This window comes from Bacteroides sp. HF-4919, assembly GCF_018860125.1.
The window spans coordinates 34,556-58,896 of record NZ_JAHKNF010000014.1; the positions used below are offsets into that span (position 1 = coordinate 34,556).

Annotated in this window: 32 protein-coding genes; 20 read left to right on the forward strand and 12 right to left on the reverse strand. The window is 38.2% G+C overall.

Translation table 11 applies throughout. The features are described 5' to 3' along the window. Window positions 1–149: 149 nt before the first annotated feature. The 4 genes from sucC to KO473_RS19810 all read left to right on the forward strand — a co-directional run bounded on the left by sucC (window position 150) and on the right by KO473_RS19810 (window position 3,309). Entirely contained in the window at window positions 150–1,298 is a 1,149-nt protein-coding gene (sucC, locus tag KO473_RS19795; RefSeq protein WP_005820221.1) for an ADP-forming succinate--CoA ligase subunit beta, read from the forward strand. Next, on the forward strand, window positions 1,295–2,164 hold the full coding sequence (gene sucD, locus KO473_RS19800; RefSeq protein WP_122130592.1) for a succinate--CoA ligase subunit alpha: 870 nt from the start codon (window positions 1,295–1,297) through the stop codon (window positions 2,162–2,164). Before sucC ends, sucD begins: the two co-directional genes overlap by 4 nt. Window positions 2,165–2,204: 40 nt before the next feature. After that, window positions 2,205–2,375 carry a hypothetical protein gene (locus tag KO473_RS19805; protein ID WP_005806034.1) on the forward strand — a complete coding sequence of 57 codons (171 nt, stop codon included), beginning with the start codon at window positions 2,205–2,207 and terminating at the stop codon, window positions 2,373–2,375. Window positions 2,376–3,099: 724 nt separating this feature from the next. Further along, window positions 3,100–3,309: a winged helix-turn-helix domain-containing protein gene (locus KO473_RS19810; protein WP_005777689.1), complete on the forward strand. Its 210-nt coding sequence runs from the start codon at window positions 3,100–3,102 to the stop codon at window positions 3,307–3,309. Window positions 3,310–3,391: 82 nt separating this feature from the next. Here the strand turns inward: KO473_RS19810 and KO473_RS19815 are convergent, their stop codons facing one another. From KO473_RS19815 to KO473_RS19830, 4 genes are all read right to left on the reverse strand, one after another. Next, a complete protein-coding gene (locus KO473_RS19815) occupies window positions 3,392–3,985 on the reverse strand; it encodes a phosphatase PAP2 family protein (RefSeq protein WP_005806032.1) in 594 nt (197 codons plus the stop codon). Window positions 3,986–4,188: 203 nt separating this feature from the next. Beyond that, complete coding sequence (locus KO473_RS19820) at window positions 4,189–4,902, reverse strand: SDR family NAD(P)-dependent oxidoreductase (protein WP_005806030.1); 714 nt, start codon at window positions 4,900–4,902, stop codon at window positions 4,189–4,191. A 71-nt stretch (window positions 4,903–4,973) separates the two neighbouring features. Continuing rightward, complete coding sequence (locus tag KO473_RS19825; RefSeq protein ID WP_005806029.1) at window positions 4,974–5,552, reverse strand: Crp/Fnr family transcriptional regulator; 579 nt, start codon at window positions 5,550–5,552, stop codon at window positions 4,974–4,976. An 87-nt stretch (window positions 5,553–5,639) separates the two neighbouring features. Continuing rightward, a complete protein-coding gene (locus KO473_RS19830) occupies window positions 5,640–7,142 on the reverse strand; it encodes a glutamine synthetase family protein (RefSeq protein WP_005777684.1) in 1,503 nt (500 codons plus the stop codon). A 223-nt stretch (window positions 7,143–7,365) separates the two neighbouring features. On the opposite strand from KO473_RS19830, the gene KO473_RS19835 reads away from it, so the two are divergent. The 4 genes from KO473_RS19835 (at window position 7,366) to KO473_RS19850 (ending at window position 12,313) form a co-directional block, all read left to right on the forward strand. Beyond that, on the forward strand, window positions 7,366–8,574 hold the full coding sequence (locus KO473_RS19835) for an MFS transporter (RefSeq protein WP_005777683.1): 1,209 nt from the start codon (window positions 7,366–7,368) through the stop codon (window positions 8,572–8,574). Between the two features lie 180 nt (window positions 8,575–8,754). Further along, the gene (locus tag KO473_RS19840) at window positions 8,755–9,555 is read left to right on the forward strand and encodes a patatin-like phospholipase family protein (protein WP_005806024.1); all 801 of its coding nucleotides are present in this window, start codon (window positions 8,755–8,757) and stop codon (window positions 9,553–9,555) included. Beyond that, entirely contained in the window at window positions 9,546–10,604 is a 1,059-nt protein-coding gene (locus tag KO473_RS19845) for a Gfo/Idh/MocA family oxidoreductase (RefSeq protein WP_005777681.1), read from the forward strand. Before KO473_RS19840 ends, KO473_RS19845 begins: the two co-directional genes overlap by 10 nt. 11 nt (window positions 10,605–10,615) lie before the next feature. Continuing rightward, window positions 10,616–12,313 (forward strand): alpha-amylase family glycosyl hydrolase, encoded by a 1,698-nt coding sequence (locus KO473_RS19850; protein WP_005777680.1) that lies wholly within the window; start codon window positions 10,616–10,618, stop codon window positions 12,311–12,313. Between the two features lie 68 nt (window positions 12,314–12,381). Here the strand turns inward: KO473_RS19850 and KO473_RS19855 are convergent, their stop codons facing one another. From KO473_RS19855 to KO473_RS19890, 8 genes are all read right to left on the reverse strand, one after another. Beyond that, window positions 12,382–14,394 (reverse strand): alpha amylase C-terminal domain-containing protein, encoded by a 2,013-nt coding sequence (locus KO473_RS19855; RefSeq protein WP_005777677.1) that lies wholly within the window; start codon window positions 14,392–14,394, stop codon window positions 12,382–12,384. A gap of 67 nt (window positions 14,395–14,461) precedes the next feature. After that, the gene (locus KO473_RS19860; RefSeq protein ID WP_005777676.1) at window positions 14,462–15,130 is read right to left on the reverse strand and encodes a DUF2461 domain-containing protein; all 669 of its coding nucleotides are present in this window, start codon (window positions 15,128–15,130) and stop codon (window positions 14,462–14,464) included. Window positions 15,131–15,417: 287 nt separating this feature from the next. Beyond that, window positions 15,418–16,014 (reverse strand): aminotransferase class IV family protein, encoded by a 597-nt coding sequence (locus KO473_RS19865; RefSeq protein ID WP_005777672.1) that lies wholly within the window; start codon window positions 16,012–16,014, stop codon window positions 15,418–15,420. Continuing rightward, complete coding sequence (locus KO473_RS19870) at window positions 15,998–16,981, reverse strand: aminodeoxychorismate synthase component I (RefSeq protein ID WP_080546235.1); 984 nt, start codon at window positions 16,979–16,981, stop codon at window positions 15,998–16,000. The genes KO473_RS19865 and KO473_RS19870 overlap by 17 nt, the downstream gene beginning before the upstream one ends. A gap of 120 nt (window positions 16,982–17,101) precedes the next feature. After that, complete coding sequence (locus tag KO473_RS19875; protein WP_005820204.1) at window positions 17,102–17,839, reverse strand: hypothetical protein; 738 nt, start codon at window positions 17,837–17,839, stop codon at window positions 17,102–17,104. Between the two features lie 174 nt (window positions 17,840–18,013). Next, window positions 18,014–18,712, reverse strand: coding sequence for an SOS response-associated peptidase (locus tag KO473_RS19880; protein ID WP_005777661.1), 699 nt, complete (start codon window positions 18,710–18,712; stop codon window positions 18,014–18,016). A 331-nt stretch (window positions 18,713–19,043) separates the two neighbouring features. Then, the gene (locus tag KO473_RS19885) at window positions 19,044–19,415 is read right to left on the reverse strand and encodes a hypothetical protein (protein ID WP_147346477.1); all 372 of its coding nucleotides are present in this window, start codon (window positions 19,413–19,415) and stop codon (window positions 19,044–19,046) included. Between the two features lie 35 nt (window positions 19,416–19,450). Next, on the reverse strand, window positions 19,451–19,783 hold the full coding sequence (locus KO473_RS19890) for a helix-turn-helix domain-containing protein (protein WP_122130595.1): 333 nt from the start codon (window positions 19,781–19,783) through the stop codon (window positions 19,451–19,453). A gap of 142 nt (window positions 19,784–19,925) precedes the next feature. Here KO473_RS19890 and KO473_RS19895 point away from each other — a divergent pair, with 142 nt between their 5' ends. The 12 genes from KO473_RS19895 (at window position 19,926) to KO473_RS19950 (ending at window position 24,307) form a co-directional block, all read left to right on the forward strand. Continuing rightward, complete coding sequence (locus KO473_RS19895) at window positions 19,926–20,177, forward strand: hypothetical protein (RefSeq protein ID WP_122130596.1); 252 nt, start codon at window positions 19,926–19,928, stop codon at window positions 20,175–20,177. Further along, complete coding sequence (locus tag KO473_RS19900) at window positions 20,174–20,563, forward strand: response regulator transcription factor (RefSeq protein WP_008768789.1); 390 nt, start codon at window positions 20,174–20,176, stop codon at window positions 20,561–20,563. Before KO473_RS19895 ends, KO473_RS19900 begins: the two co-directional genes overlap by 4 nt. Window positions 20,564–20,828: 265 nt before the next feature. Next, window positions 20,829–21,092 (forward strand): hypothetical protein, encoded by a 264-nt coding sequence (locus tag KO473_RS19905; RefSeq protein ID WP_122130597.1) that lies wholly within the window; start codon window positions 20,829–20,831, stop codon window positions 21,090–21,092. A 37-nt stretch (window positions 21,093–21,129) separates the two neighbouring features. Further along, window positions 21,130–21,363: a hypothetical protein gene (locus tag KO473_RS19910; protein ID WP_032562974.1), complete on the forward strand. Its 234-nt coding sequence runs from the start codon at window positions 21,130–21,132 to the stop codon at window positions 21,361–21,363. Window positions 21,364–21,367: 4 nt separating this feature from the next. Further along, on the forward strand, window positions 21,368–21,598 hold the full coding sequence (locus KO473_RS19915; RefSeq protein WP_032542202.1) for a hypothetical protein: 231 nt from the start codon (window positions 21,368–21,370) through the stop codon (window positions 21,596–21,598). Window positions 21,599–21,756: 158 nt separating this feature from the next. Further along, window positions 21,757–22,038, forward strand: a complete 282-nt coding sequence (locus KO473_RS19920; protein WP_234059781.1) for a hypothetical protein — start codon at window positions 21,757–21,759, stop codon at window positions 22,036–22,038. A gap of 57 nt (window positions 22,039–22,095) precedes the next feature. Continuing rightward, window positions 22,096–22,473 (forward strand): hypothetical protein, encoded by a 378-nt coding sequence (locus KO473_RS19925; protein WP_122130598.1) that lies wholly within the window; start codon window positions 22,096–22,098, stop codon window positions 22,471–22,473. 12 nt (window positions 22,474–22,485) lie between these two features. Beyond that, complete coding sequence (locus KO473_RS19930; protein ID WP_005811065.1) at window positions 22,486–22,662, forward strand: hypothetical protein; 177 nt, start codon at window positions 22,486–22,488, stop codon at window positions 22,660–22,662. Window positions 22,663–22,688: 26 nt separating this feature from the next. Continuing rightward, on the forward strand, window positions 22,689–23,012 hold the full coding sequence (locus KO473_RS19935; RefSeq protein ID WP_122130599.1) for a hypothetical protein: 324 nt from the start codon (window positions 22,689–22,691) through the stop codon (window positions 23,010–23,012). Continuing rightward, window positions 23,009–23,161, forward strand: a complete 153-nt coding sequence (locus tag KO473_RS19940; RefSeq protein WP_181996052.1) for a hypothetical protein — start codon at window positions 23,009–23,011, stop codon at window positions 23,159–23,161. The genes KO473_RS19935 and KO473_RS19940 overlap by 4 nt, the downstream gene beginning before the upstream one ends. A 57-nt stretch (window positions 23,162–23,218) precedes the next feature. Then, entirely contained in the window at window positions 23,219–23,410 is a 192-nt protein-coding gene (locus tag KO473_RS19945; protein ID WP_122130600.1) for a hypothetical protein, read from the forward strand. A gap of 696 nt (window positions 23,411–24,106) precedes the next feature. Continuing rightward, window positions 24,107–24,307: a hypothetical protein gene (locus KO473_RS19950; RefSeq protein WP_041926226.1), complete on the forward strand. Its 201-nt coding sequence runs from the start codon at window positions 24,107–24,109 to the stop codon at window positions 24,305–24,307. Window positions 24,308–24,341: the final 34 nt, after the last annotated feature.

Sequence of the window (24,341 nt, forward strand, 5' to 3'; positions counted from 1 at the left end):
TTCTTCTGGTTTTAAGGAGATATCCAGTTGCCTTTATATCCATTTTGCACATGTGAATCCGATGGGTGGACATATCTGGCGTGTCCTGAGTACTTTGCAACCTTTTTGCCTATGCTTTTGTTATAATTAGAAACAAACCTATTTGTCCAATGAAAGTACACGAATATCAGGCAAAAGAGATTTTCTCCTCTTACGGAATACCTGTCGAAAAACATGCTTTGTGCCATACTGCAGACGGCGCTGTAGCCGCTTACCACCGTATGGGTGTAAACCGGGTCGCAATTAAGGCACAAGTATTGACCGGGGGCCGTGGAAAAGCCGGTGGGGTAAAACTTGCCGATAACGACAGAGATGTCTATCAATATGCTCAAACGATTTTGGGGATGACCATTAAAGGATATCCCGTAACCAAAGTCCTTCTTAGTGAAGCCATCAATATCGCCGCAGAATATTATATCAGTTTTACGATAGATCGTAATACACGTTCTGTTGTACTGATCATGAGTGCAGCCGGTGGCATGGACATTGAGGAAGTGGCTCGTCAATATCCCGAGAAAATAATGCGTTACAACATTGATCCTCTGGTCGGGATTCCCGATTATCTGGCACGTAAATTTGCTTTCTCTCTATTCGAACAAGCCGAGCAGGCCAATCGGATGACAACCATTATTCAAAACCTTTACAAAGCATTTATTGAAAAGGATGCCTCACTGGCTGAGATTAATCCATTGGTACTTACCCCTACGGGTACATTACTGGCAATTGATGCGAAAATGGTGTTTGATGATAACGCACTTTACCGTCATTCGGATTTGCAGAAACTATCAGAACCTACAGAAGATGAAAAGCTTGAAGCTATTGCCAAAGAGAGGGGATTCAGTTATGTCCGTATGGATGGCGAAATTGGCTGTATGGTTAACGGAGCCGGTTTAGCTATGGCAACCATGGATATGATTAAACTTTATGGAGGTAATCCGGCAAATTTTCTTGATATTGGCGGTAGCTCGAATCCTATCAAAGTAATAGAAGCAATGAAATTATTGCTGGATGATAAAAAGGTAAAGGTTGTCTTTATCAATATTTTCGGTGGCATCACCCGAGGTGATGACGTGGCTATCGGACTATTGCAGGCATTTGACCAGATACATACGGATATCCCTATTATTGTACGACTGACGGGCACGAACGAACGTATGGGACGTGAATTATTGAGTAAAAATAGTCGTTTTCAGGTAGCACAAACAATGGAAGAAGCTACTCGGATGGCTGTAGAATCATTAAAAAAAGAATCGATATGAGCATACTTATTGATAAATCCACTCGACTCCTGGTACAGGGAATTACAGGCAGGGACGGACTCTTTCATGCAAAAAAGATGGCTGAATATGGAACTAATGTAGTGGGTGGCACATCACCCGGAAAAGGAGGCACAATGGTAGATGATACCTTTCCGGTATTCAATACCATGTATGAAGCTGTCCGCCGCACACAGGCCAATACATCTATTATTTTTGTACCGGCCCGTTTTGCTGCTGATGCTATTATGGAGGCTGCCGATGCAGGTATCCGATTGATTATTTGCATTACAGAAGGAATTCCGACACTGGACGTGATAAAAGCCTATCGGTTTGCTGAACAGAAAGGAGCAAAACTGATTGGACCAAACTGTCCGGGGCTTATCTCTCCGGGGAAAAGTCTGGTAGGTATTCTTCCCGGACAGGTATTCAGTCCGGGCAATATAGGAGTGATAAGCCGAAGCGGAACACTGACTTACGAAATCGTGTCACATCTCACAGCCGAAGGTATGGGGCAATCCACCGCTATCGGCATGGGAGGAGATCCTGTTGTCGGACTTTATTTCCGCGAATTATTGGCAATGTTACAGAATGACCCTCAAACAGATGCTATTGTTATGATTGGTGAGATCGGAGGAAATGCTGAAGAACTGGCCGCAGCATATATTCGTGAACATGTAACTAAACCTGTAGTAGCATTTATTGCAGGGCAATCTGCCCCGCCGGGCAAACAGATGGGACATGCCGGAGCCATTATATCCAGAAGTTCCGGTTCTGCTGCCGAAAAAATTTCAGCATTGGAGATTGCAGGAATCAGGGTCGCTGGCGAACCTTCGGAAATACCGGACCTATTAAAGGGTCGTTTTTGAACAAATCATTTTAATTCATCAAACTTATAGACTTAACGATATGAGCAGGCGCAAGGAATTAGAGCATGAGGTATCTCTTGCTCAGGAAAGAATTAAGAAAGCTCCCAAAGATACCCCCAGAGAGATACTGAAGATATGGGAGCAAGAGTTGGTTGATCTGGAAGTGGAACTTAATAATTTGGTCGACGACGAGGAAGATAATAACGATTGAATCACTTTTCTGCATAATAAAAGGCCCGTACAAAAATTGTACGGGCTTTTTCAAAGGAAATAGAATACTCCCGGCTACCTTCGGGAATGGCTACGCATAAAGGGTGTACGGCTCCCTCACTTTATCAGTTGTATAACATTTATAATAAGACGGTATTTTATCTACTTTGTTCCGTTTTCATCCATCTTTTAACTATTTATTTTCACATTTACTCTTTGTCGGGTTATTCTTTGATAAGATGTAACAGGATTATCCTGCAATCATTGACATACATCAAAAACAAACAGTTTAAAACAGCCTTTTTATCCTACGTCAATTCAATCGTCATATTTCTCCCTTACATTTGTAATGTTTTCAAGGTATAACATAAAAATTTGAGATTATGAAATGGGTAAAAAGATTGTTGGATAGAATCGGTAATTCCGATTCTATGATTTGGGGCTATGTAATGCTCCATGAATAAAGGATTATAAAACAGAGTTTGATTGAAAAAAACGTTTGAGAAAGGAGGCCGGGATTATCGCGGACTCCTTTTTTAGTTAATCCCCCTTATTATTTGCACAAATATGGTTTATTTTACTCTTCTTGTTCCAAAGCCGGATTATCCGATAAAGAGTACTTGAGATTTACACTAAAAAATGCAAAACCAGAATAAAAACATGACTTAAAAATTCTGTATTTGAATGTTTTTCTGTATATTAGGAACATAACCAAATAATGTAAAATGGAATTAGAAACAATTGGAGAAAACGCCGGCAAAGTATGGCGCACCCTGAATGAAATGAGGGGAAAAATATCTATTCAGGAACTTAGTCGGAAAATTAACCTCAGCGCTGAAGATGTTGCACTTGCAGTAGGTTGGTTAGCCAGAGAAAATAATATTTTTATTCAGAGACACAACTACCTGCTATATGTCAGTCATGATGCTTTCTGATTTTACTTTAAGAGAATTGACTGTCAGAGTCTAAGAAATATAATAGGGATTATTCGTCACCGGATAATCCCTATTATATTTCTTACGATTTAGGACAAGTATGCGTGTCACTCTCTTTCCTAAAAATTAAATTTGTCAGAAAATAAGCTAACTCTACCATCATGATGCCAATGGTAGCACCGGCCAATACGTCACTTAGCCAATGACGATTGTTTAATTGGCGTGTGAAGCCGGTAACAACAGCCGGCAGGAAAGTGGCAATGGTGGCTAAAGGAGTCTTGAAGCCATATTCTTTATATAAAAGAGTAGCAGCCGTAAAAGCAGTAGCCGTATGGCCTGAAGGGAAGGAAAGAAAATCCGAACCGTCTGGACGGAGAACACCCGCCAATGATTTCATGGAGATGACTACTGCTCCCATTAAGACATACGCAAATGCAGTTGAAACGAGCATACGTTTCCAGTTACTACGACTTTTTACTCCTGCAAGTTTCAATATAAACATGACAACAATCGGTAGATAGGGTAGAAAATCATCATACCGATATGCAAAAGTCGAAGCATGCATATTCCGCAGATGATAGATATATTGATCTGCACTTGTCAATAACCCGGCCCGCAGGGCACATACTATAAGGGTACAGACAAATAGCCAAAGTATTAATTTACGTGGACTCATTTCGTTCTATTATAGGTTTATAGTATATGCCTACAAAGATAATTCTTTTGATGCAGAAGACATTAGGAACAATTAATATGAAAATATTATTTGTCTTATTATAACATTCATATTAATAAATATTCCGGGAGCAGCAAAGATCGAACGAAAGTAGATAACTCAATCTGTCAAATGTCAGAAAAACCGGAGCCCTACTTCTGCTGTCACATTTTACAATAAATAGAAGCAGGCATTATTCTCAAAAGCATTGCTACATATCTCCATCTTCTTGAGATGTATACAACTTTTCTTTTCCGAAAGATCGCCCGGTATATCTGTTGTACGGCTTTCTGTAGTGGAGTGACCCAAAACAACCCCTCTCCTTTAGCCATCGCTGTATCTACGAATCCTGGGCGTATGTCCGTAATGTGAATGGGGTAAGATAGCTTGGCTGCTTTCTTCCTCAAGCCTTCCGTATAATTGATTTGATAGGCTTTCGAAGCATTGTATGCCGGTGCTATTCCTTCACCACGCATCCCGCCTACAGAGGAAATTGTAACCAGATGCCCCGATTCTTGTCTCTGGAAAAAATAAAATGCCCAGTCTGCCACATTGGTGAATCCGATAACATTGGTCAAAAGAGCCGGTCTCTCTAAATTATAATCGAGCTCAGGGTTTAGTTCCCCTACCCCCGAACAGAACACGAGTATATCCATACCTCCCATTCTGTCCACAAGATTATTGAGTTGCCGGATTGTATCAGTTTCCTTTGTAACATCTGATATGGTATAAAAACAGTTTTTATTTTGTGAACAAAGCTCTTGCAGTTTATTTTCCCTTCGTCCCGTTATGCCAACCATATTCCCTTCCTGAATAAACCGTTCTGCCAATCCTCTACCGATCCCGGATGTAGCTCCTATTATGATAACCTTTTTCATTTTTATTCTTTTTAATGCTTACACAAAGGTATTGGGATCGGAACAAATGAATCTTGACTGAAATCAAGATTTTATTTTTGTACTAACTTTCTTCGAAGACGGCTGAGTGTTTCCGGACATATCATCAGATAGGATGCCAGTTCCTTCAATGAAATCAAATTCAACAGTCCGGGACAACGTTCAAGTATCTCCCTATATCGTTCTTCGGGCGTCATGCTGTACATCGATATCATCCGTTCATATACTTCCCATAACAATATTTCAGCTATATGTCTGGCCAATTTCAGATTCGTGTCGTCCCGGTCATAGAATTCCTCTAACTGTCTGTTGTTTACTATATAAACAGTGCAGTTACAAATGGCTTGTATATCTACATTTGAATTATCTCCTAAACGGAATGCCGGATAATTACCCACAAACGAGTGTTCGAATGTATAGCCTACAATTTTATTTTCTCCCCGACTGTTGGTACAGCAATAGCGGAAAGAACCTTCTGCCACATACCCCATCAATTTGCAGGATTCACTTTGTCGGCAAAAGAAATCTCCTTTTTGATATTGGGTAAGTTGCCCATTTTGAAGTACAAAATCTGTAATGGGGGCAAAGTTAACCTTCGATGTATACTTATTGAAATCTTTTGCTTCTTCCATGATATAATTTCATTTTGAAGTGCGAATATAAATAATGCGGACTGAACTATGATACTCAATCCGCATTAAAATGATCTTTGGGGGACTTTATCCGCAATGGAAGTACTTGCTTACTAATGCCAGCATCTCCTCCGGTTTGCCCTGTATCTCTATACGCAGGGTAGCATCATTATAGCTTCGTAATCTACTGATAATGCCATCAATCATAGCAGGGCTGAATACATTATACTGTTCAAATACAGTCCGTTGTTTCTGTAAGCAGTCTGCTGATGCCGCACAGCTATCCGGTAGTTGTGCTAAGTTTTTCAGTTTATCAGCATTCTCTTTTTGATGGATATTTACGTTAACGTATGTCTTCTCTGCAATGGTTAAGGCGTTGTCTATCTCAAAACCGTGACGACAAGCCACTGCAAGTCCTGCCAGTAATTGATAGAGATCGGCTGATCCGTCCGGTGAACGCATTTCCACTGTCTGCTTTTGCGTCGTATCATAGTGGCTGTCCAACTCCAATGGATTGGCTAACGCACACATATCTGTTTTAGCAGACCATCCCAATGGAACTCGTACCAATACAGAACGATTTCGATCGCCCCAACAAACATTAGTCGGCGCCTCTTGATGTGGTACAAGCCGGAAATATGAAGTAGGATTTGTATTTCCGAAAGCCGTGATGGATGGGGCAAGCAGCATCATGCCCGCAATGGCTCTACGAGCTGTATCAGAAAGAATCCCACCTTTTAGCATCTGGTTCTGTCCGTCTTTCATCATGCGCATATGGATATGTAATCCGGATCCAGCTTTGCCCACTGTAATTTTCGGAGCAAATGTAATATCATAACCATATTGGTAAGCTAAGTTGCGGATAACCCATTTGGCTATTATCAATTGGTCGGCAGCATCTTCTGCACGGACTGGCAGAAATTCTATTTCATTTTGCTCGTAGACTTTATCGTCAAGCATAAAATTACCGACTTCAGAATGCCCGTATTTTATTTGTCCACCCGTTTGAGCTATGTAAGACATACATTGTGTACGGAAATCATTGAATTTAGCATAAGGTCCTGATTCATGATAACCGCGCTGATCGGTTGCCGGAAACATTCCGTCGTCCTCGGCAATCACATAATACTCCAATTCTCCCATAGCCTGAAACTCCATGCCTGTTACTTCCGTGAACGCTTTACAAGCTTTGTGTAAGGTATATTCGGGAGAACTTTCCAGAGGTTCTCCATCTTTATTAAAAAAAGAGCAAAGCATCACGAGTGTAGGTAATTCTGCAAATGGATCAACGAATGCGGTACGGAAGCGTGGAATTACATACAAATCACTGCTCCCTGCCTCTATAAAAGGAAACAGGCTTGATCCATCCACTCGTTCACCACAAGTCAGGATAGCATCCAGATAGGCAGCGTTGTTTATTACAAAATTCAATGTTTTAAGTCGTCCGTCCGCAGCAGGATACATAAAGTTGACCATGCGGATTTCATTTTGTTGGATATAGGAAATAATATCTGCTTTTGTAAATTCAGCAGCAGGCTTGTGCAAAAATGTCACCAGATGATTGGGACTCATTAATAATTCTTGATTCATCATACGTTGATTGTTGTTTCATTAATTATTTGGGTTAACAGATTATTTTATGAACCAAAGATACACAAAAAGTTAGCAAATCAAGATTTATTCCCATGAAAAATAATAGTTCCCTTTCATCCGCTGACGATTCGGCTATTCTTTAATTTAGACTCACTCCTATGCTACTTACTTCTTTGTTTTTTATACCTTTGCATCCGATTTTAAATAAGGTATAGAATATATGGTACAAAATCAGGTCCAACCGGTTCGTAGGATTGCATTTCCTATATTGATCGCATTAAGTATTTCTCACTGTTTAAATGATCTTTTGCAGGCTGTCATTTCGGCTGTATATCCTCTCTTTAAAGAAGATCTCTCGTTAAGTTTTGCTCAGATTGGATTGATAACTCTTGTTTACCAGATGTCCGCTTCCGTGTTTCAACCACTGACCGGTCTTATTTTTGACAAACGTCCTATAGCATGGTCACTTCCCATCGGAATGAGTTTCACACTGGTAGGTATGTTGAATCTGGCTTTTGCATCCAATTTACACTGGTTGCTTGCATCCGTTTTTATTATTGGAATCGGTTCTTCTGTCCTTCATCCCGAAGCATCACGTATCACCTTTTTAGCTTCAGGAGGAAAACGGGGATTAGCGCAATCACTCTTTCAGGTGGGCGGCAATTTGGGCGGATCATTAGGCCCTTTGTTAGTGGCGTTGTTAGTGGCTCCTTACGGCAGGCATTATATTGCTTTGTTTGCAATTCTTGCTTTAGCGGCTATCTGTGCAATGTTCCCTATTTGTCGTTGGTACCGGGCCTATCTGAACCATCTTAAAAAACGTCCCATACTTGCAAGAACCTATATTGAACGCCCGCTCTCTCCAGGCAAAACAGTATTTGCCATTACGATACTGATGATCTTGATCTTTTCTAAATATATTTATATGGCGAGTCTGAACAGCTATTATACTTTCTATCTGATACATAAGTTTAATGTAAGTATTCAGCAATCACAACTCTTCTTATTTGTATTTCTGGTAGCTACTGCCATCGGTACATTAATGGGAGGCCCTATCGGTGATAAGGTCGGGCGCAAATATGTAATTTGGGGATCAATCCTTGGCACAGCACCGTTTAGTTTGTTGATGCCACATGCCGGACTTGTATGGACTGTACTTCTTAGTTTTTGCGTCGGACTGATGTTATCGTCCGCTTTTCCCGCTATTTTGCTTTATGCGCAGGAACTGCTTCCTAATAAATTAGGGCTGATTTCGGGACTCTTTTTTGGATTTGCATTTGGTGTTGCCGGTATTGCCTCTGCTGTCCTTGGCAATATGGCCGATAAATTTGGAATCGATGCGGTATACAATGTTTGTGCATTCATGCCGTTATTAGGATTGGTAACTTGGTTTTTACCGGATTTAAAAAAAACGAAAAAAGAAAAATAAGAATAATTGAAAAGTAGTCTGTATCTGCTTTTTATATTTGAATAAATAAAATCCGGAAGCACTTTTCCGGATTTTATCCTTTTTAATGCTATTTTCTACCAGTTTTTTTCTTATATCAATTCTCCCTCTTAATTATTTTACTAATTTCGTGGCGTACATATATGAATCAAGTAAATGAAAATGGAGAATAACGCATTAACCGGAAAACCTTATAACATTGGATATGCCTTAAGCGGAGGCTTTATTAAAGGATTTGCCCATTTGGGAGTTATCCAGGCCTTATTGGAGCATGATATTAAACCGGATATCATTTCAGGAGTAAGTGCCGGAGCTTTGGCCGGAGTTTTTTACGCCGACGGTAACGAACCCTATAGAGTGTTGGACTATTTTTCCGGACATAAATTTCAGGACTTGACCAAACTTGTGATTCCCAAAGTCGGTTTATTTGCACTGGGAGAATTTATAGACTTTCTGAAGTCGAATCTTAAAGCACAGAAACTGGAAGACTTAAAACTTCCACTTATCATCACCGCCACTGATCTGGATCATGGGCGCAGTATGCATTTTCATAAAGGGAATATAGCCGAACGAGTGGCAGCTTCATGCTGTATGCCGGTATTGTTTACACCTGTAAAAATAGGAAATACACACTATGTGGACGGAGGGCTTTTGATGAATCTACCGGTTTCTACCATCCGAAATGAATGTGAAAAAGTAGTGGCAGTAAATGTCAGTCCGCTGATGGCAGAGAAATATAAAATGAATATTGTCAGTATTGCCATGCGCTCTTATCATTTTATGTTTCGCGCCAATACGTTTCCGGAGCGCGATAATTGTGATTTACTAATAGAACCTTATAATCTGGAGGGTTACAGCAATACTGAGCTTGAAAAAGCTGAAGAGATTTTTGAGCAAGGCTATAACACAGCTTCCGAAGTTTTGGATCAACTGATTGAGGAGAAAGGAAAGATATGGAGATAATAAAAACCGGATTGGCTGCTTTTGGTATGTCGGGACAGGTATTTCATGCCCCGTTTATCAGTACGAATCCGCATTTCAAACTTTGTAAAATAGTAGAGCGTACCAAGGAACTCTCTAAAGCACGTTATCCGCAAGCAACGATTGTACGTAGTTTTAATGAGTTGACAGAGGATCCCGAAATAGATCTGATTGTGGTTAATACCCCGGACAGCACACATTATGAATATACCCGAATGGCTCTTGAAGCCGGAAAAAACGTGGTAGTTGAGAAACCTTTTACTTCTACTACAGAACAAGGAAAAGAATTAATAGCTTTGTCTGAACAAAAAGGACTAATGCTTAGTGTGTATCAAAACCGCAGGTGGGATGCAGACTTTCTGACAGTACATGATATTCTTGATAAGTCGTTGTTAGGTCGCTTAGTGGAATATGAATCAACTTTCGCCCGTTACCGAAACTTCATCAAGCCTAACACATGGAAAGAAACCGGAGTATCGGGAGGTGGACTGACATATAATCTGGGATCACACCTGATTGATCAGGCAGTTCAGCTTTTCGGAATGCCTGAAGCTGTTTTTGCCGATTTGGGTGTACTTCGTAATGGAGGAAAAGTAGATGATTATTTTATAATTCATTTGTTACGTCCTTCCTTGGCACCTGATGTGAAGATCACCCTGAAAGCAAGCTATTTGATGCGGGAAGCCGAACCACGTTTCATGTTGCATGGGACGTTAGGATCGTATGTCAAATATGGAGTCGACAAACAAGAAGCTGCCTTATTGGCTGGTGAAATGCCTGGCAGCCCTAATTGGGGAGAGGAATCGGAACAAGAATGGGGATTATTGCATACAGAAATGAATGGAAAAGAAATCTGCCGGAAATATCCGGGTATATCCGGTAATTATGGTGGTTTCTATCAGAATATATATGAACACTTGTGTTTAGGAAAAACGTTGAAAACGCATGCACAAGACATCTTGAATGTGATACGAATAATCGAAGCGGCTTATCAGAGCCATCGGGAAACTAAAATAGTTAATCTTAAATAGCTTTTATAAAAATGAAGAACGAAGAAAAAATGATTATTTATCAAGTGTTTACGCGCTTGTTTGGAAATAATAATAACCACTGCATCAATAACGGAGACATCTTACAAAACGGTTGTGGAAAAATGGCTGATTTCACAGCCAAAGCTTTGGGTGAGATCAGAAAGCTCGGAGCGACTCATATTTGGTATACCGGTATTATCGAACACGCTACTCAGACTGATTACAGAAGATATAATATCCGACCGGATCATCCGGCTATTGTAAAAGGCAAAGCGGGCTCTCCTTATGCCATTAAGGATTATTATGATGTAGATCCGGATTTGGCTACTGATATTCCCGGACGAATGAAAGAGTTTGAAAACCTGGTAAACCGCACACACAGGGCAGGACTAAAAGTGATTATCGACTTTGTACCGAATCATGTAGCGCGCCAATATCATTCGGATGCACAGCCGGATGGTACCAGCCAACTCGGAGCCAACGATGATCCTAATTACTCGTTCAGTCCATACAATAATTTTTATTATATTCCACAATCGGAATTGCACGGTCAGTTTGATATGACAGGAAACGCAGTGGAACCTTATCGTGAATTTCCTGCCAAAGCAACTGGTAACAATCGATTTGATGCTTACCCGAATATAAATGACTGGTATGAAACTGTAAAGCTGAATTATGGAGTAGATTATCAAAATGGAGGAACCTGTCATTTTTCACCGACTCCGGATACCTGGATTAAAATGTTGGATATTCTTTTTTTCTGGGCTTCCAAGAACATTGATGGATTCCGTTGTGATATGGCTGAAATGGTTCCGGTAGAGTTCTGGGAATGGGCTATTCCACAAGTGAAACAAACCTATTCCAATATTTTGTTTATTGCTGAAGTATACAATCCTCACGAATATAAAAATTATCTGTTTCGTGGTAAGTTCGATTATCTCTATGATAAAGTAGGACTGTATGATACCTTGCGTAACGTGGCTTGTGGTTATGATTCAGCAACTGCCATCACCCGTAGTTGGCAGTCTTTGGGGGGGATTGAAAAGCGGATGCTTAACTTCCTTGAGAATCATGACGAACAGCGCATTGCATCTGATTTCTTTGCCGGAGACCCACGCAAGGGCATTCCCGCACTAATCGTATCAGCTTGCATGAATACGAATCCGATGATGATCTATTTTGGTCAGGAGTTCGGAGAAATGGGAATGGATAGTGAAGGATTCAGCGGACGTGACGGACGAACCACTATTTTCGATTATTGGAGTGTAGACACCATTCGGCGTTGGCGTAACGAAGGTAAATTTGATGGAAAAATGCTAACTGAAGAACAAAAGCATTTATATGCAATTTACCATAAGGTTTTGACTCTATGTAATGAAGAGCAGGCAATATCAAAAGGTGTATTTTTTGATTTGATGTATGCCAATGAAAATGGATGGAGATTTAATGAACATAAGCAGTATACTTTCATGCGTAAGTATAAAAATGAATTGCTGTTTGTAGTCGTAAACTTTGATAATCAATCGGTAAATGTTGCAATTAATGTACCTTCTCATGCCTTCGATTTTTTGCAGATTCCCCAATTTGACTCATACAAAGCAACCGATTTAATGACTGATAAAGAAGAAGTAGTCTGTTTATTGCCTTATAAAGCCACAGAAATAGCTTTAGGAGCATATACCGGTAAAATACTGAAGATTAAATTTTAATTGAATATAAAACAGCCCTTGCAATCTAATCTGTGCAAAGGCTGTTTTTTATCTGTTTATTCCCATTTTTATTTGGTTCTTTTCAATACCATTGCTGTTCGCGCAGGAATGTAGAGTTTCAACCATTCTTTCTTTTCTTTTTTATACAAAGAATCGGGTAATGTGAAATGCTTCACACTATCATCTGACAAGCCATTGCCTCCATAAACTACATTGTCTGTATTCAATATTACCTCATAAGTTCCGGGGGTTACCAAAAATCCATAATCAGTAAATGATTGTTTCGGATTGAAATTGAACACAAAAATCAAGTCTTTACGTTGGTATGCCAGTACTTGGTCACCATCGTTATGCCAAATTTCCTGTACAGGAGTCTGCTGAATGTTTTTAACGCTCTTGATTACTTTCAGCATGTCAGCATCAAAATCACCTAAATAATGGTAAGTCAGGTTTTTATTATCAACCAAATCCCACTGCCGGCGAGCATATTTACATGACCATCCGTTACCTTCACGCGGGAAGTCAATCCATTCCGGATGTCCGAATTCGTTTCCCATAAAATTCAGGTATCCACCGTTGATCGTACTTGCCGTAAGTAGACGAATCATTTTATGGAGAGCAATGCCCCTATGAACCATATAGCTTTCATCGCCCTTCTGCATATGCCAGTACATGTCGGCGTCAATCAGGCGGAATATGATTGTCTTATCTCCTACTAACGCCTGATCATGGCTTTCGGCATATGAGATTGTCTTCTCATCCTGTCGGCGGTTAGTTACTTCCCAAAACATGCTGGATGGCTTCCAGTCTTCGTCTATCTTTTCTTTAATGATCTTAATCCAATAGTCGGGGATATTCATAGCCATACGATAGTCAAATCCATACCCTCCGTCTTCCACTTTGGCGGCAAGTCCCGGCATACCAGATACCTCTTCTGCAATGGTAATAGCCTTAGGATTCACTTCATGAATCAATTCATTAGCCAGTGTCAAGTAACAGATGGCATTGCCATCCTGATGCCCATTAAAATAATCTCCATAATTACAGAATGCCTCGCCCAATCCGTGGCTGTAATAGAGCATAGAAGTGACACCATCGAAACGGAATCCATCAAAGCGATACTCTTCCAACCAGTATTTGCAGTTTGAAAGCAAGAAATGCATTACTTCGTTTTTACCATAGTCGAAGCAAAGTGAATCCCATGCCGGATGTTCTCTGCGTCCGCCCGGATAGAAATATTGGTTCGGATCACCTGCAAAGTTGCCCAACCCTTCTACCTCATTTTTTACGGCATGCGAATGAACAATGTCCATAATAACAGCAATACCCAGTTCGTGAGCTGTATCAATTAACAGTTTGAGTTCCTCTGGAGTGCCGAAACGAGATGATGCCGCAAAGAAACTTGACACATGATAACCGAAACTACCATAATATGGATGTTCCTGTATGGCCATAATCTGGATACAATTGTATCCCTCTTTGGCAATACGTGGCAAAATTTTCTCACGAAATTCATTATATGTTCCAACTTTTTCCTCTTGCTGTGCCATACCGATGTGGCATTCGTAAATCAGCAATGGATCGGTACTGGGTTTAAAGGTTTTCTTTTTAAATTTAAATGGCTTCTCCGGTACCCATACCTGAGCACTGAATATTTTGGTGCTTTCATCCTGCACGACCCGGTTAGCCCAAGCGGGAATTCGTTCTCCCTGACCACCTTCCCAGTATACATGTAATTTATATAGATCGCCGTGTTTGATAGCGTCAGCAGGCAATTTAATTTCCCAGTTACCATTTTTCAGGCGTTTTAGTTTATAAGTAGGTTTTTCTTCCCAATTACTGAATGTACCTACCATGTAAATATGCGACGCATTCGGTGCCCACTCACGGAATATCCATCCTTTATCAGTGCGATGTAAACCGAAATAAAGATATCCGGAAGCGAAGTCCGACAACGTAGATTTTCCCCCATTGGTCAATTCGGCCTTCTTATCCATGGCATGTTCAAAACGTCCGACGATAGCGTCTTTGTAAGGTTCCAGCCAAGGATCATTTTTAATCAGATTAAGAGTCTTTTCCATAAAAAGGATGTATTATTGTGTTTCAGAATTTGTTTTTAGAGTCATTCAGGATATACCTATCCAATCGTTATTCAAAATCATCGATAGTAAAATTCGTAAAGTCAGCAAAGCGTTTAAATTGCCGGAACACCTCTTCTGTTTTATCCAGAATATCAGGAGCCAGGAAAAAACTGTCTGGCACAGAATAAGCACAAGTAAATTCTTTAGGTTTCAAATAATCAATGTATTTGAAATCTTTAGGAAAACCTTTAGGAGCAGTTTTTAGAAAATCTTCACCAACAACTGGAAAGAACTTTTTGAATTCAGGATCTTCCACAATCGAACGATACTCGTCAATGTTATCATAAATAGATTGACGCAATGCTTTTAAAACGTTGGGTGGCAGGCATAAACTACCTCCGGCCAGCATACAACCTTCTGGTTGTATATGTACGTAATAACCACTATGATTGGATTTTTTCCCTTTCGCATTAATATATCCTCCGAAATGATTCTTATAAGGAGTTTTATCAGAAGAAAAACGGGTGTCCCGGTAAATACGATAGGTACAATCTTTGGGTTGAATGCCACGGATACTTTCGTCAAAGAGTGAAATACGGGCAATTACGGAAGAAAGGAAGTTTTCAAATTCTATGCGGGCTATTTCATATTCACCCCGATGTTCATTAAACCACTCACGATTGTTATTCGCAGTAAGGTCTTTTAAAAAACGAAAGATAACAGGTATATTACTCATTGTGTCATTCTTTTCTGTTTATATCCCACAAATATATAAGAATTATTTGTAACTATCCATAAAATTGACGAAAAACAGGTATAAAAAAAGTGTCGGCTACAAAGAGCCGACACTTTAACACATTTATCAATAAAACAGACGCCTCTGTTTCTGACGTACTTACTTATCACAAGCTGGTACAATCTCTTTAATTAATCTTATATCTAATACTATGAAAAACACATCTATATAACATGCCCCAAAGAGGTTTTGTTCAAACAGACCAGAAATAAACTTGTTAATAATCGTTATATCCGTATGAGATCCTGATTGACATCAATCTTTATCTTACCAAAGTCGATCATTGCGTTGAATAAACAGATTTGAGAGTATTCAAACAACCGCTCTACGGTTATTTCTTTTTCCTTGATTAGATTCATAGCTAACAATGATGCTCTTCGGGTACCTTTAAGGAGAGGCTGTTTTGGGGTATACCATTCATTTCCATCGAAAAGAGCAATATTACCTATAGATGTATCTGTCAGAAGTCCATTCTTGACAATTAGTATGTCGTCTTGTTCCTGTCTGCGAGCGAAAAGTTCATTAATAACACTCCGATCTGTACTTTTGTAAGTGTAATCGATATCATCCGAATAAACAATCTGTAAAGAATGTACCGGACGTATTTGATAAGACGTATATGTAATCTCCTCTATTTCGCGACCATAGATTACTCTGCACTTCATCACTCCTTCGCTTGATACAGGATAAAGATATTTCGATAGCTCTAACGCTGGCTGTTCCGGCCAGAAAACTGCACGTGTCCGGTTCATCCGATTCGTGTGATAATCCAGATTATATATTATTCCTCTCTCTATATGTATTGTTTCAATAAATTGGCACATAAACTTTCTGCTTCATTTCATTATATTCACTTTCTAAGTCACTTTTACAGGTAATCCCTCCTCCACTCTTAAAAAACATTTTTCCATCTTGTTCTTCAATGAAACGAATCATGACGGCACTATCCAACTTTTTTCCGTTATAGTATCCGGTAATGCCAGTATAAAACCCTCTATCATAATTTTCCGCCTGTTCTATTATCTCCATCGTTTTATGTTTTGGGGCTCCCGTAATGGAACCGGCAGGGAGAAGCTTGAAAAGAATATCTCCCAAACAGGAAACATAATCTTTCGGCAAAATCCCACTGATTTCCGAACTGGTCTGTAAAATAGGGCCGTGATTTGTATGGAGAGTATCTACATAGCGATAACGGGTTACAGCTACACAATCTGCCACCATACTCAAATCATTCCGTATCAGATCAACAATTGTGGCATGTTCTGCCGCCTCCTTTTCATCCTCCATCAATACCTCCAAGGCGGAAGGTAAAGTTGCGTCCATTGTTCCTTTCATAGGATAAGAACAAATCTTCCCATTCTCTATACGAATGAATATCTCTGGGGAAAAAACGACAAAGCGATTCTTCAGCCAAAGTTTGTATAAAGCTTGAGAATGATAAAAAATATCTTCCAATCCTAAATTTGTAGCGACCGGAGTTATACAGGTGAGATTCGTTAAAAAACTATTTCCTCCCAGAATATTTCTGCGTACAATATCGAACGAAGTTTTATATTGTACAAGCGATATTGGGGTCGTCCTCCATGTTATAGGAGATTGTAAAGGTATAGGTACAGACGTACAGTTGCTAAAGCCATTCAGATTATAAAGAAGCTCAGACGGGTCTATATTATCTATCTGCTCTACAAAAGAACAATCTTGTTTATAGTTTATAATAAACAGAAACGCTTTTCCTGTTTTGGCCAGTTTATTTATACGGTCGATAGCTTCATTTTTACTATAGGATTGCATCATTCTTTTTTTCACTGTTTAGTTCAAGTGACAAACTTACAATAAAAAACAGATGCATACAAAAAAATAGGGTTGCTGATTTTAGCAACCCCATTCTCTTCTATCTTCAGGATAATCTTTTTATTTTATCATTCCTTTTGCTTGATCTTGCATCTGTTTGATTTCAGTTCTATTGGGTGACAAGGTAATTGCCTCTCCCAGGTAGTCTACGGCTTTTTTGAAATCTGCATCTGCTTTGGCTTTCTCGGAAGCATATTTTTCTTTGTTCGAATTTGCTAAAGGAGTTGCTTTCTGCAGAACACTTGCTCCATTGTTATAGAACAAAACTCCCAAGCTATATAAAGCATCAGTCTTCCACTTTTTACTGCTCACGTCAGTTGCATGTTTATAATTCTCTTCTGCTTTTTCAATATTGCCTGCCTGCTGAAATTTCTGCCCCTCTTTTAAATAGTATATTGCATATAACTTTTCAAGCGTTGCATTGCCTGGAACAGCTTTGATACCTTCTGCCAATGTAGCAATATACTCCTTATTATTCTTCATATCACGATAGGCAGCCGATTTACCGATATATGCATTTGCTAAGTTGTACCCTTTTTTAATTGCAATATCAAAATAGTTGGCAGCTTCATTATATTTCTTTATGTTATCCGCACATACGCCACAGTTGTATGCAGTAACAGAGTCCTGATTATTAGTTAATTTCAGGTATTCGCTATATTTCTCATAAGCAACAGCATAATTTTTTGCATTCAAAGCGTCATTACCTTCATTCTTCAGTTGATTCGGATCAGTAGTCTGCGCAAAGAAATAATTTGCGGTAAAACATAAAGCAAGTAATAAAATAATTTTTTTCATGGTTATTGTGTTTTTTAATTGTTTATCGTTCAAATGTAACACGAATCTTATGTAAACACAATATATTTTTTTATCTTTTGACTTTTTTGAAAAGTCAGTAACGATAGTTATTTTTGTGTTAAAAAAGGTAATAAAATACCAATCCGATAACATTCCGGAAACCGTACACCAACTTTATGCCCGCTGCAAAATACTTTTGTCCGTTGGCATTTTCTTTATAAAATCATTACCTATCGGGTATGCCCCCATTTCATCTGAAGAATATGGTTTAAAGAAATATTCAATATTCTCGCGGGATAATTCAGGATTCAGCCACTGTTCTTCATCTTCCGGTGACAAAATAGCCGGCATTCGGTGTTTAGTGTTATGTATGTAATCCGTCAACGAATTTGTAGCAGTCGTTATGATGGAGAAAGTAGCATGCTGCCTACCCGATTCCTTATCTGTCCAGATGTCATAAATGCCTGCCATTGAAAAGATGGATTCATTTTTAACATAAATATAATAAGGAGTCTTCTTACTCTCTTCATGTCTCCACTCAAAATATCCAGTAGAGGGAACGATACATCTTTTCCTCATTATAGATTCACGAAACGACGGCTTTTCAAATATTGTTTCTGCCCTTGCGTTTAAGGTCATTTTACGCATCTCTTCAGCATCCTCTTCTGTCTTTACCCAAAAGGGAATAAGTCCCCAATTGAATACCTGTATCTCATCAGATGCAGTGATAATCGGATATTTGGGAAAGTTAAAGGCGTTAATGTGATATTGTTCGTTAAGAACATCCCGATATATCTCAATGATATCAGATTTTCGTCCGTAACGTGCAGCCAGTTTTATAGCTTTGGCAGACATTGAATTATGAAAACACATGGTTTAGTAGTTAATAGTTAGTATTTCATTAATATTGGTTATATAACATCCAGATGGCTTTACTTGTTTCCATCCACTACTTTAGTTGTTTTCTAAATTCTTTCTACCATGCCCCTATTTAGGCATGTTTTCTACCTTTTTGAAGAAATTCGCACGATTTTGATCTGAAACGATATAGTACTAAGTGTTTGATAGCCAGTAAAATAACGAAAGGCAAGCAGCCTTTTTACAGACTACTTACCTTTACGTTGTGATTCCGAAGCCAATATACTAAACCCTGATTCATAATTGATTATAATTTAATGTTAGTGACTTTTGTTCTACTATTTTTTTATTTTAAAGGATAAAGACTCTGATACTTTCTATAATTCCATTCATTAATAAAACTATCATATAGTATTCTCAACTTATTATTTCTCTCTCTTTTTAAGAAAGCATTATGCAATAAGGCTATATTCCCATCTATATATTTGTTTTGCATAAAAACAGGAAGGCTATATTTAAGAACATCAACATCCTTAAGATATTCACCTATAAAAAAGAAAGATCTAACGATTTCCTCTAATAAAATATTTGAGTAATCTAATTTATTAATCCAAATTTTACCTCTTGGCGGAGTAAATCTACAAACAACATACTCATCACCAACTTCAAAATGGACACAATTATAAATATATTGGGAGCCAATTCTTTCAGCTCCCATTTTTAGTAGGATTTCAGACAACTCGTTCTGAGAGTTCATCTATTCAAAATTTCTAAATTATTATCGCCAAAAATTAATTTAAGAACCTGCTCTTTTTTATCTCTACGTAATTTTATCTGCAAAACAGCTTCAATTGATTCAGATTCTTTGTTCTCGGCCAGAATATACTTTTGGGGATAAGTCAATAAATCAATAATACTAACTTCAAGAGCTTTTGAGATAACCTCAAGTTCACTGACCTTCAATTCACGTTTGTTATTCTCAATATTACTAATAACAGCTATATCCACATTCAAAGCATCTGCTATTTTCTTTTGTGGAATCCCTTTTTCTGTTCTTATAAGCTTTATGTTTTCTACTATATTCATGTTTTTAAAGTTAGGCGTTTAAAAGCAAATATGATTTGAGATTATATTAATTATATTTGAGATTTTAACACAATATATTTGAGATTATATCAAATATGTATTATGTTTGCAGTCGTAAATTATAAAAATACAAAGGTAAGCGATGGATAAACAAATGACAATAGCGAAAAAACGCTATTCTTTTAAAAAAGCATATGAAAGAGTACCATTAGGACAGATTGAAACTTTAAAAAAGGAGCTATATGGGGTCTTTAATATTAATAATCGAACCTCTTGGTATAATAAGCTTAAAGGTATAACTTCTCCCAGCGTAGAGGTAGTTAAGGCTGTTGAAACTGTATTTCTAAAATATGGTATTGAAAACTGTTGGGAAATTACAGATATCAAATTATGAACCGCAATGCCATTCTAAGTAAACGTCAAAAACAGTTCATCGAACGTATTGCTTGGGGAGCTTCTTATAAAGAAGTAGCTGATTTCTTCCATGTGAGTTGGAGCACTGTTGACAATACTCTCCGAAATGCAAAAACAAAATTAGGTTTAAGTAAAGTGACTGAGTTGGGGGCATGGTGGTTCTGCACTAATTACGGAATTAGTTTTGATCTATCTCCTATTGCCAGGCAATGTACAGCAGGAGTTATCTTACTCTTGTTTTCCCTTGGAGAAGTGACAACAGTAACAAATATATCATATACCATGCAAAGAGTAAGAAGACCACGTACAGAGTATCGTATCCGTCGACACGAAACTTCTATATATCAACCATATATTATTAACTAAAAGCACATATAAGGAATGTGCCCGGTGCGAATCCGGTTATATGTTATACTTTATTTTCTCAAGCATAGAAGTTTAATTGATTTATTCATTTTTAATGCCGTGTGAAAGGACACACGTAGGGTTAGAGCCCCTGATTAGGGATTTGTTACACAAAAGAGCCGGGATGTGAATCCCGGCAAAATGGGCCTGATGTAAGGAGGCATATCAATGTAAAATCATTGAAGCCGGGTTCGATTCCCGGAAGCCCACACTAATTTTGATCATTATGAAAACAGTACATTCACCAAGCCCGTCTCCAAATCGAACAAAGAGACAGAAAGCTAATCTATTTACAAACGAGAATCCGGAAGCTATCGTACAAATGCGCATGCAATCCGCACAAAAAGAGCAGCACAAGGTCATGGTTCGGCTTGACAACCGCACACATGTACTTGTTGCTCCGCAAAATGTAACTCCTGAGTATATAGAAATGCTGCGAAAAAAATATCAAATTACCTACAATGCTCCAGCTCGAGGAGGAAGGAGGTAATATAGAAGACAAAAAATTAACGTACAACAATAAAATAATGAAGAAAATACTAATAATTCTCGCAGTCGTCTCATTGACCGGCTGTAAAACTGAATATATATATCTGACCGTATTCCCTGTAAAAGGGGTTACAGAAATAACAGATACAATATATGTCGCCTCCGATAATCGCTTTAAAATGGATTTTCAGAAAGCAGACAGTATATTCAGCGTAATAGAAAAGGCTTCTGATGATGCTATGAAATCGGCTATTTTAAAATTTAAACGATGAGAATATGCAGATAAAGTATATACGATTGAAAGAAAAAGAGCATGTCTGTGATTACTGGCTTATGCTCGCCTATCGTACACTTTTACAGCGTACAAGGAAAAGCAGGAAGCGTAAAGAGTTTGCCCGGAAGATAATTCAGCTTTGCAAAGGTTCTGATAAGCGAATAATGGATATATCAGATGATTATAGATTTTGGACTGCCAAAGAACTGTATGATATTATCGTCAGTAAATAACCCTCAATACAATACAGAAATGATTCAAATTAAGATTCGTGAGTTAATTATCTTCATTATAATCATTGCGCTATTTTTCTCTCTATTAATTAATTATTCTCAGCGTTCTTTAATAAAAGCGTTAGAACATTCAATAGAGCAAAGAGATAGCCTACTGAATGAAAGTTTTAAATTTAAATACTAATAACTATAAAGAAATGAATAGTGATGGTAATAAAATTCTGGATGCTATTAAGAGAATGGCAACAGATGACAATAAAGGTTTGAGAATGACCACTACGATAGTCGATGTTAAAGATGATCCGCGCGGCTCAATCGTTGGCTTTGGGACTGAAAAAGTTTGCGGAGATGATGCATTCGCCCAGACAATGGGTTTACCAGGCAAGTATATGGCATGTGCCTTTTTTATAGATCGAGAAGAACTAAAGAAATACCTCTAAACCAAATAAAAATAAATAAAACAGCCTTGGGCGGGCTTTGTAAAACCTATAAATAAAATGGAAGAATTATATTGGATTGAAAGATTAGACAGTATGCAAGGTGTTTTCATACTCTTATCTTGTTTGTCAGCAATATGGTTGCTTTTTGCATTAATTATTCCATGGGTAGAATATTATAACAATGAAGACTGCAAAGAGAAAGGTATCCATAAATCAAGAAAAATTTCAGGCGTTTTATTAGCTGTATCTGTATTGATATTGACGTTTCTTCCAAGCACCAAAGAAATGTATCGCATCATGGGTATTGGAGGTACTATAGACTATATCCGTCAGAATGAAACAGCAAAGCAACTTCCCGATAAATGTATAAAAGCATTGGATTTATTTATGGATAAAGTCATAGAAGATGGTAATGATAACAAGACATTAGAATAAAACAGTATAGAAATGAATAAATACACTATAAGATATTATTACGGTTCATACTCCGGAATACGGGAAGTATATGCCGATGATGAGGAAACCGCTATTACCTATATGTGGCGGATGTTACGGAAAGATATGACATTGCCAGTGGCTTATCAGTCCGAAGAAATAATTGATGTAGAATATGATGCAGATTGATTAATAACTAAATAGAAAGGAACATTATGGATGATAGATTATATCCGGTCTGTGAACTAACAGCCGAGCAGAAAAAGGCTTTTAACAAGCTAAAGAAAGCATATAAGGGGTGTGAAGAGGCAGGTATTTACTTTGCCAACAACTATGGTAATTTGATGGCTTTTGATAACAAATTAGTTGCTGGATATGGAGATGATAGTATTTCGCCTGGTGGTGAATATGCAGTAAGGCTTACCTATGGTTGCCCTGCAGATTCTATAAAAGTGGCTAATGAATGGGCTGATGATACACATACATTGGGACTAACTAAAAAGGGTATGGAACTATATCTACAGGAGGAGGAAGAATGAGACTAATTACAAAACAAGCTGCCAAACTGAAAGAGCTTGAAGCCAGACGGGAAAGGCTCGTTAATCGTGTTGCTAAACTCGATCTGAAAATCGAAGAGCAAAAAGAGAAGATTTCCCAGTACTATAAGAAGCAAGGTATTAACGTATAACAGTATAGAAACGAATTAGATAGCCTTGGACGGGCTTTGTAAAATCCACAATTCATTATGGACGATTTTAAATCACGCCTGGTTGAAGAGCAGGCACAACTGGAAGAAAAGCTTAACAAGTTGAATGGCTTTAATCAAAGTGAAAAAGTCAATGAAATTGATCCTGTACAAAAATCACTGTTAATCATTCAGGCAGGTGCTATGTACACTTATAACGAGTGTCTAAAAGAAAGATTAGCGAGATTGTAACATCAGCAGTAAGGCGGTCTTTTGTGGCTGCCTTCCCTCAAATTAATAAAGTATGGAATATAAAGAGTCTAAACATTTACATTTCCTAAAAAGGAAAATTTATACAAGATATGCGGGTTGGCAAGGATGTATAAACATTCTCCCATACCTTGTAATCAGGAGGAATCCACTAAGGACTGACTGGGTTGATTTTTCAGTTGAATGCGGTTGGCTATTGTGGGTTGCCGGAGTTAGAGTTGAGCCAGAGAAATAAAGTAAAACCATACAGAAATGCACCAACAAGATTTTGACGAAGTAGTAAAAAGACTACCGTCACCAGCAAAAGTAGAGGCTGACAGATATATTGCCTATAGCCCTAATACTATTTTTCGATTTATTTTTCGGAAAGAGGTCTTTTTTATTACATCCCAAAGAGTGACATTAACAATGTGGGTCTTAGACAGTATTCAGAAATAATAAATTCAAAACTATACAGAAATGAGTAAAAAGAGAACCGTAGATGACCGTAAACAGCTTTTAATACGGTATAGAATAGATGAAAAAGGGTGTGTATCTTTTATAGATCCTTGCTGCGATGAAATTTCAGCCCTCCTTTTTAGTAAGATCATGGAAGCTATATCGAATGTAGAACAAGAATGGAACACTCGTAGAAAAAATAAACTTAGCGTATAATGAAACAATAAGTAAGGAAAAACTATGTTTAAAGATATAATCGAATTAGACAAACAAGTCGTAGACCGGATCGTAGATAAGGTCCACGAAAACAATTTGGAAATTGAGATGGAAATGGGAGTTGTAAAGGACGGTATGGTTAAAGTCCTCTTCCTCTATGAAGATCCGGAGCTTCTGCAAAGCGTGATAAACGAATCCGTTACTGAAGAGTACGATCTCCCATAAACAGTCCTCTGCCAATCCATTGTAAATGGTTTCA

Bases quoted from the DNA above. Each gene is read 5' to 3' on its own strand.
- sucC (WP_005820221.1), top strand. From the start codon at position 150: ATGAAAGTACACGAATATCAGGCAAAAGAGATTTTCTCCTCTTACGGA.
- sucD (WP_122130592.1), top strand. From the start codon at position 1,295: ATGAGCATACTTATTGATAAATCCACTCGACTCCTGGTACAGGGAATT.
- KO473_RS19805 (WP_005806034.1), top strand. From the start codon at position 2,205: ATGAGCAGGCGCAAGGAATTAGAGCATGAGGTATCTCTTGCTCAGGAA.
- KO473_RS19810 (WP_005777689.1), top strand. From the start codon at position 3,100: ATGGAATTAGAAACAATTGGAGAAAACGCCGGCAAAGTATGGCGCACC.
- KO473_RS19815 (WP_005806032.1), bottom strand. From the start codon at position 3,985: ATGAGTCCACGTAAATTAATACTTTGGCTATTTGTCTGTACCCTTATA.
- KO473_RS19820 (WP_005806030.1), bottom strand. From the start codon at position 4,902: ATGAAAAAGGTTATCATAATAGGAGCTACATCCGGGATCGGTAGAGGA.
- KO473_RS19825 (WP_005806029.1), bottom strand. From the start codon at position 5,552: ATGGAAGAAGCAAAAGATTTCAATAAGTATACATCGAAGGTTAACTTT.
- KO473_RS19830 (WP_005777684.1), bottom strand. From the start codon at position 7,142: ATGAATCAAGAATTATTAATGAGTCCCAATCATCTGGTGACATTTTTG.
- KO473_RS19835 (WP_005777683.1), top strand. From the start codon at position 7,366: ATGGTACAAAATCAGGTCCAACCGGTTCGTAGGATTGCATTTCCTATA.
- KO473_RS19840 (WP_005806024.1), top strand. From the start codon at position 8,755: ATGGAGAATAACGCATTAACCGGAAAACCTTATAACATTGGATATGCC.
- KO473_RS19845 (WP_005777681.1), top strand. From the start codon at position 9,546: ATGGAGATAATAAAAACCGGATTGGCTGCTTTTGGTATGTCGGGACAG.
- KO473_RS19850 (WP_005777680.1), top strand. From the start codon at position 10,616: ATGAAGAACGAAGAAAAAATGATTATTTATCAAGTGTTTACGCGCTTG.
- KO473_RS19855 (WP_005777677.1), bottom strand. From the start codon at position 14,394: ATGGAAAAGACTCTTAATCTGATTAAAAATGATCCTTGGCTGGAACCT.
- KO473_RS19860 (WP_005777676.1), bottom strand. From the start codon at position 15,130: ATGAGTAATATACCTGTTATCTTTCGTTTTTTAAAAGACCTTACTGCG.
- KO473_RS19865 (WP_005777672.1), bottom strand. From the start codon at position 16,014: ATGTGCCAATTTATTGAAACAATACATATAGAGAGAGGAATAATATAT.
- KO473_RS19870 (WP_080546235.1), bottom strand. From the start codon at position 16,981: ATGCAATCCTATAGTAAAAATGAAGCTATCGACCGTATAAATAAACTG.
- KO473_RS19875 (WP_005820204.1), bottom strand. From the start codon at position 17,839: ATGAAAAAAATTATTTTATTACTTGCTTTATGTTTTACCGCAAATTAT.
- KO473_RS19880 (WP_005777661.1), bottom strand. From the start codon at position 18,712: ATGTGTTTTCATAATTCAATGTCTGCCAAAGCTATAAAACTGGCTGCA.
- KO473_RS19885 (WP_147346477.1), bottom strand. From the start codon at position 19,415: ATGGGAGCTGAAAGAATTGGCTCCCAATATATTTATAATTGTGTCCAT.
- KO473_RS19890 (WP_122130595.1), bottom strand. From the start codon at position 19,783: ATGAATATAGTAGAAAACATAAAGCTTATAAGAACAGAAAAAGGGATT.
- KO473_RS19895 (WP_122130596.1), top strand. From the start codon at position 19,926: ATGGATAAACAAATGACAATAGCGAAAAAACGCTATTCTTTTAAAAAA.
- KO473_RS19900 (WP_008768789.1), top strand. From the start codon at position 20,174: ATGAACCGCAATGCCATTCTAAGTAAACGTCAAAAACAGTTCATCGAA.
- KO473_RS19905 (WP_122130597.1), top strand. From the start codon at position 20,829: ATGAAAACAGTACATTCACCAAGCCCGTCTCCAAATCGAACAAAGAGA.
- KO473_RS19910 (WP_032562974.1), top strand. From the start codon at position 21,130: ATGAAGAAAATACTAATAATTCTCGCAGTCGTCTCATTGACCGGCTGT.
- KO473_RS19915 (WP_032542202.1), top strand. From the start codon at position 21,368: ATGCAGATAAAGTATATACGATTGAAAGAAAAAGAGCATGTCTGTGAT.
- KO473_RS19920 (WP_234059781.1), top strand. From the start codon at position 21,757: ATGAAAGTTTTAAATTTAAATACTAATAACTATAAAGAAATGAATAGT.
- KO473_RS19925 (WP_122130598.1), top strand. From the start codon at position 22,096: ATGGAAGAATTATATTGGATTGAAAGATTAGACAGTATGCAAGGTGTT.
- KO473_RS19930 (WP_005811065.1), top strand. From the start codon at position 22,486: ATGAATAAATACACTATAAGATATTATTACGGTTCATACTCCGGAATA.
- KO473_RS19935 (WP_122130599.1), top strand. From the start codon at position 22,689: ATGGATGATAGATTATATCCGGTCTGTGAACTAACAGCCGAGCAGAAA.
- KO473_RS19940 (WP_181996052.1), top strand. From the start codon at position 23,009: ATGAGACTAATTACAAAACAAGCTGCCAAACTGAAAGAGCTTGAAGCC.
- KO473_RS19945 (WP_122130600.1), top strand. From the start codon at position 23,219: ATGGACGATTTTAAATCACGCCTGGTTGAAGAGCAGGCACAACTGGAA.
- KO473_RS19950 (WP_041926226.1), top strand. From the start codon at position 24,107: ATGTTTAAAGATATAATCGAATTAGACAAACAAGTCGTAGACCGGATC.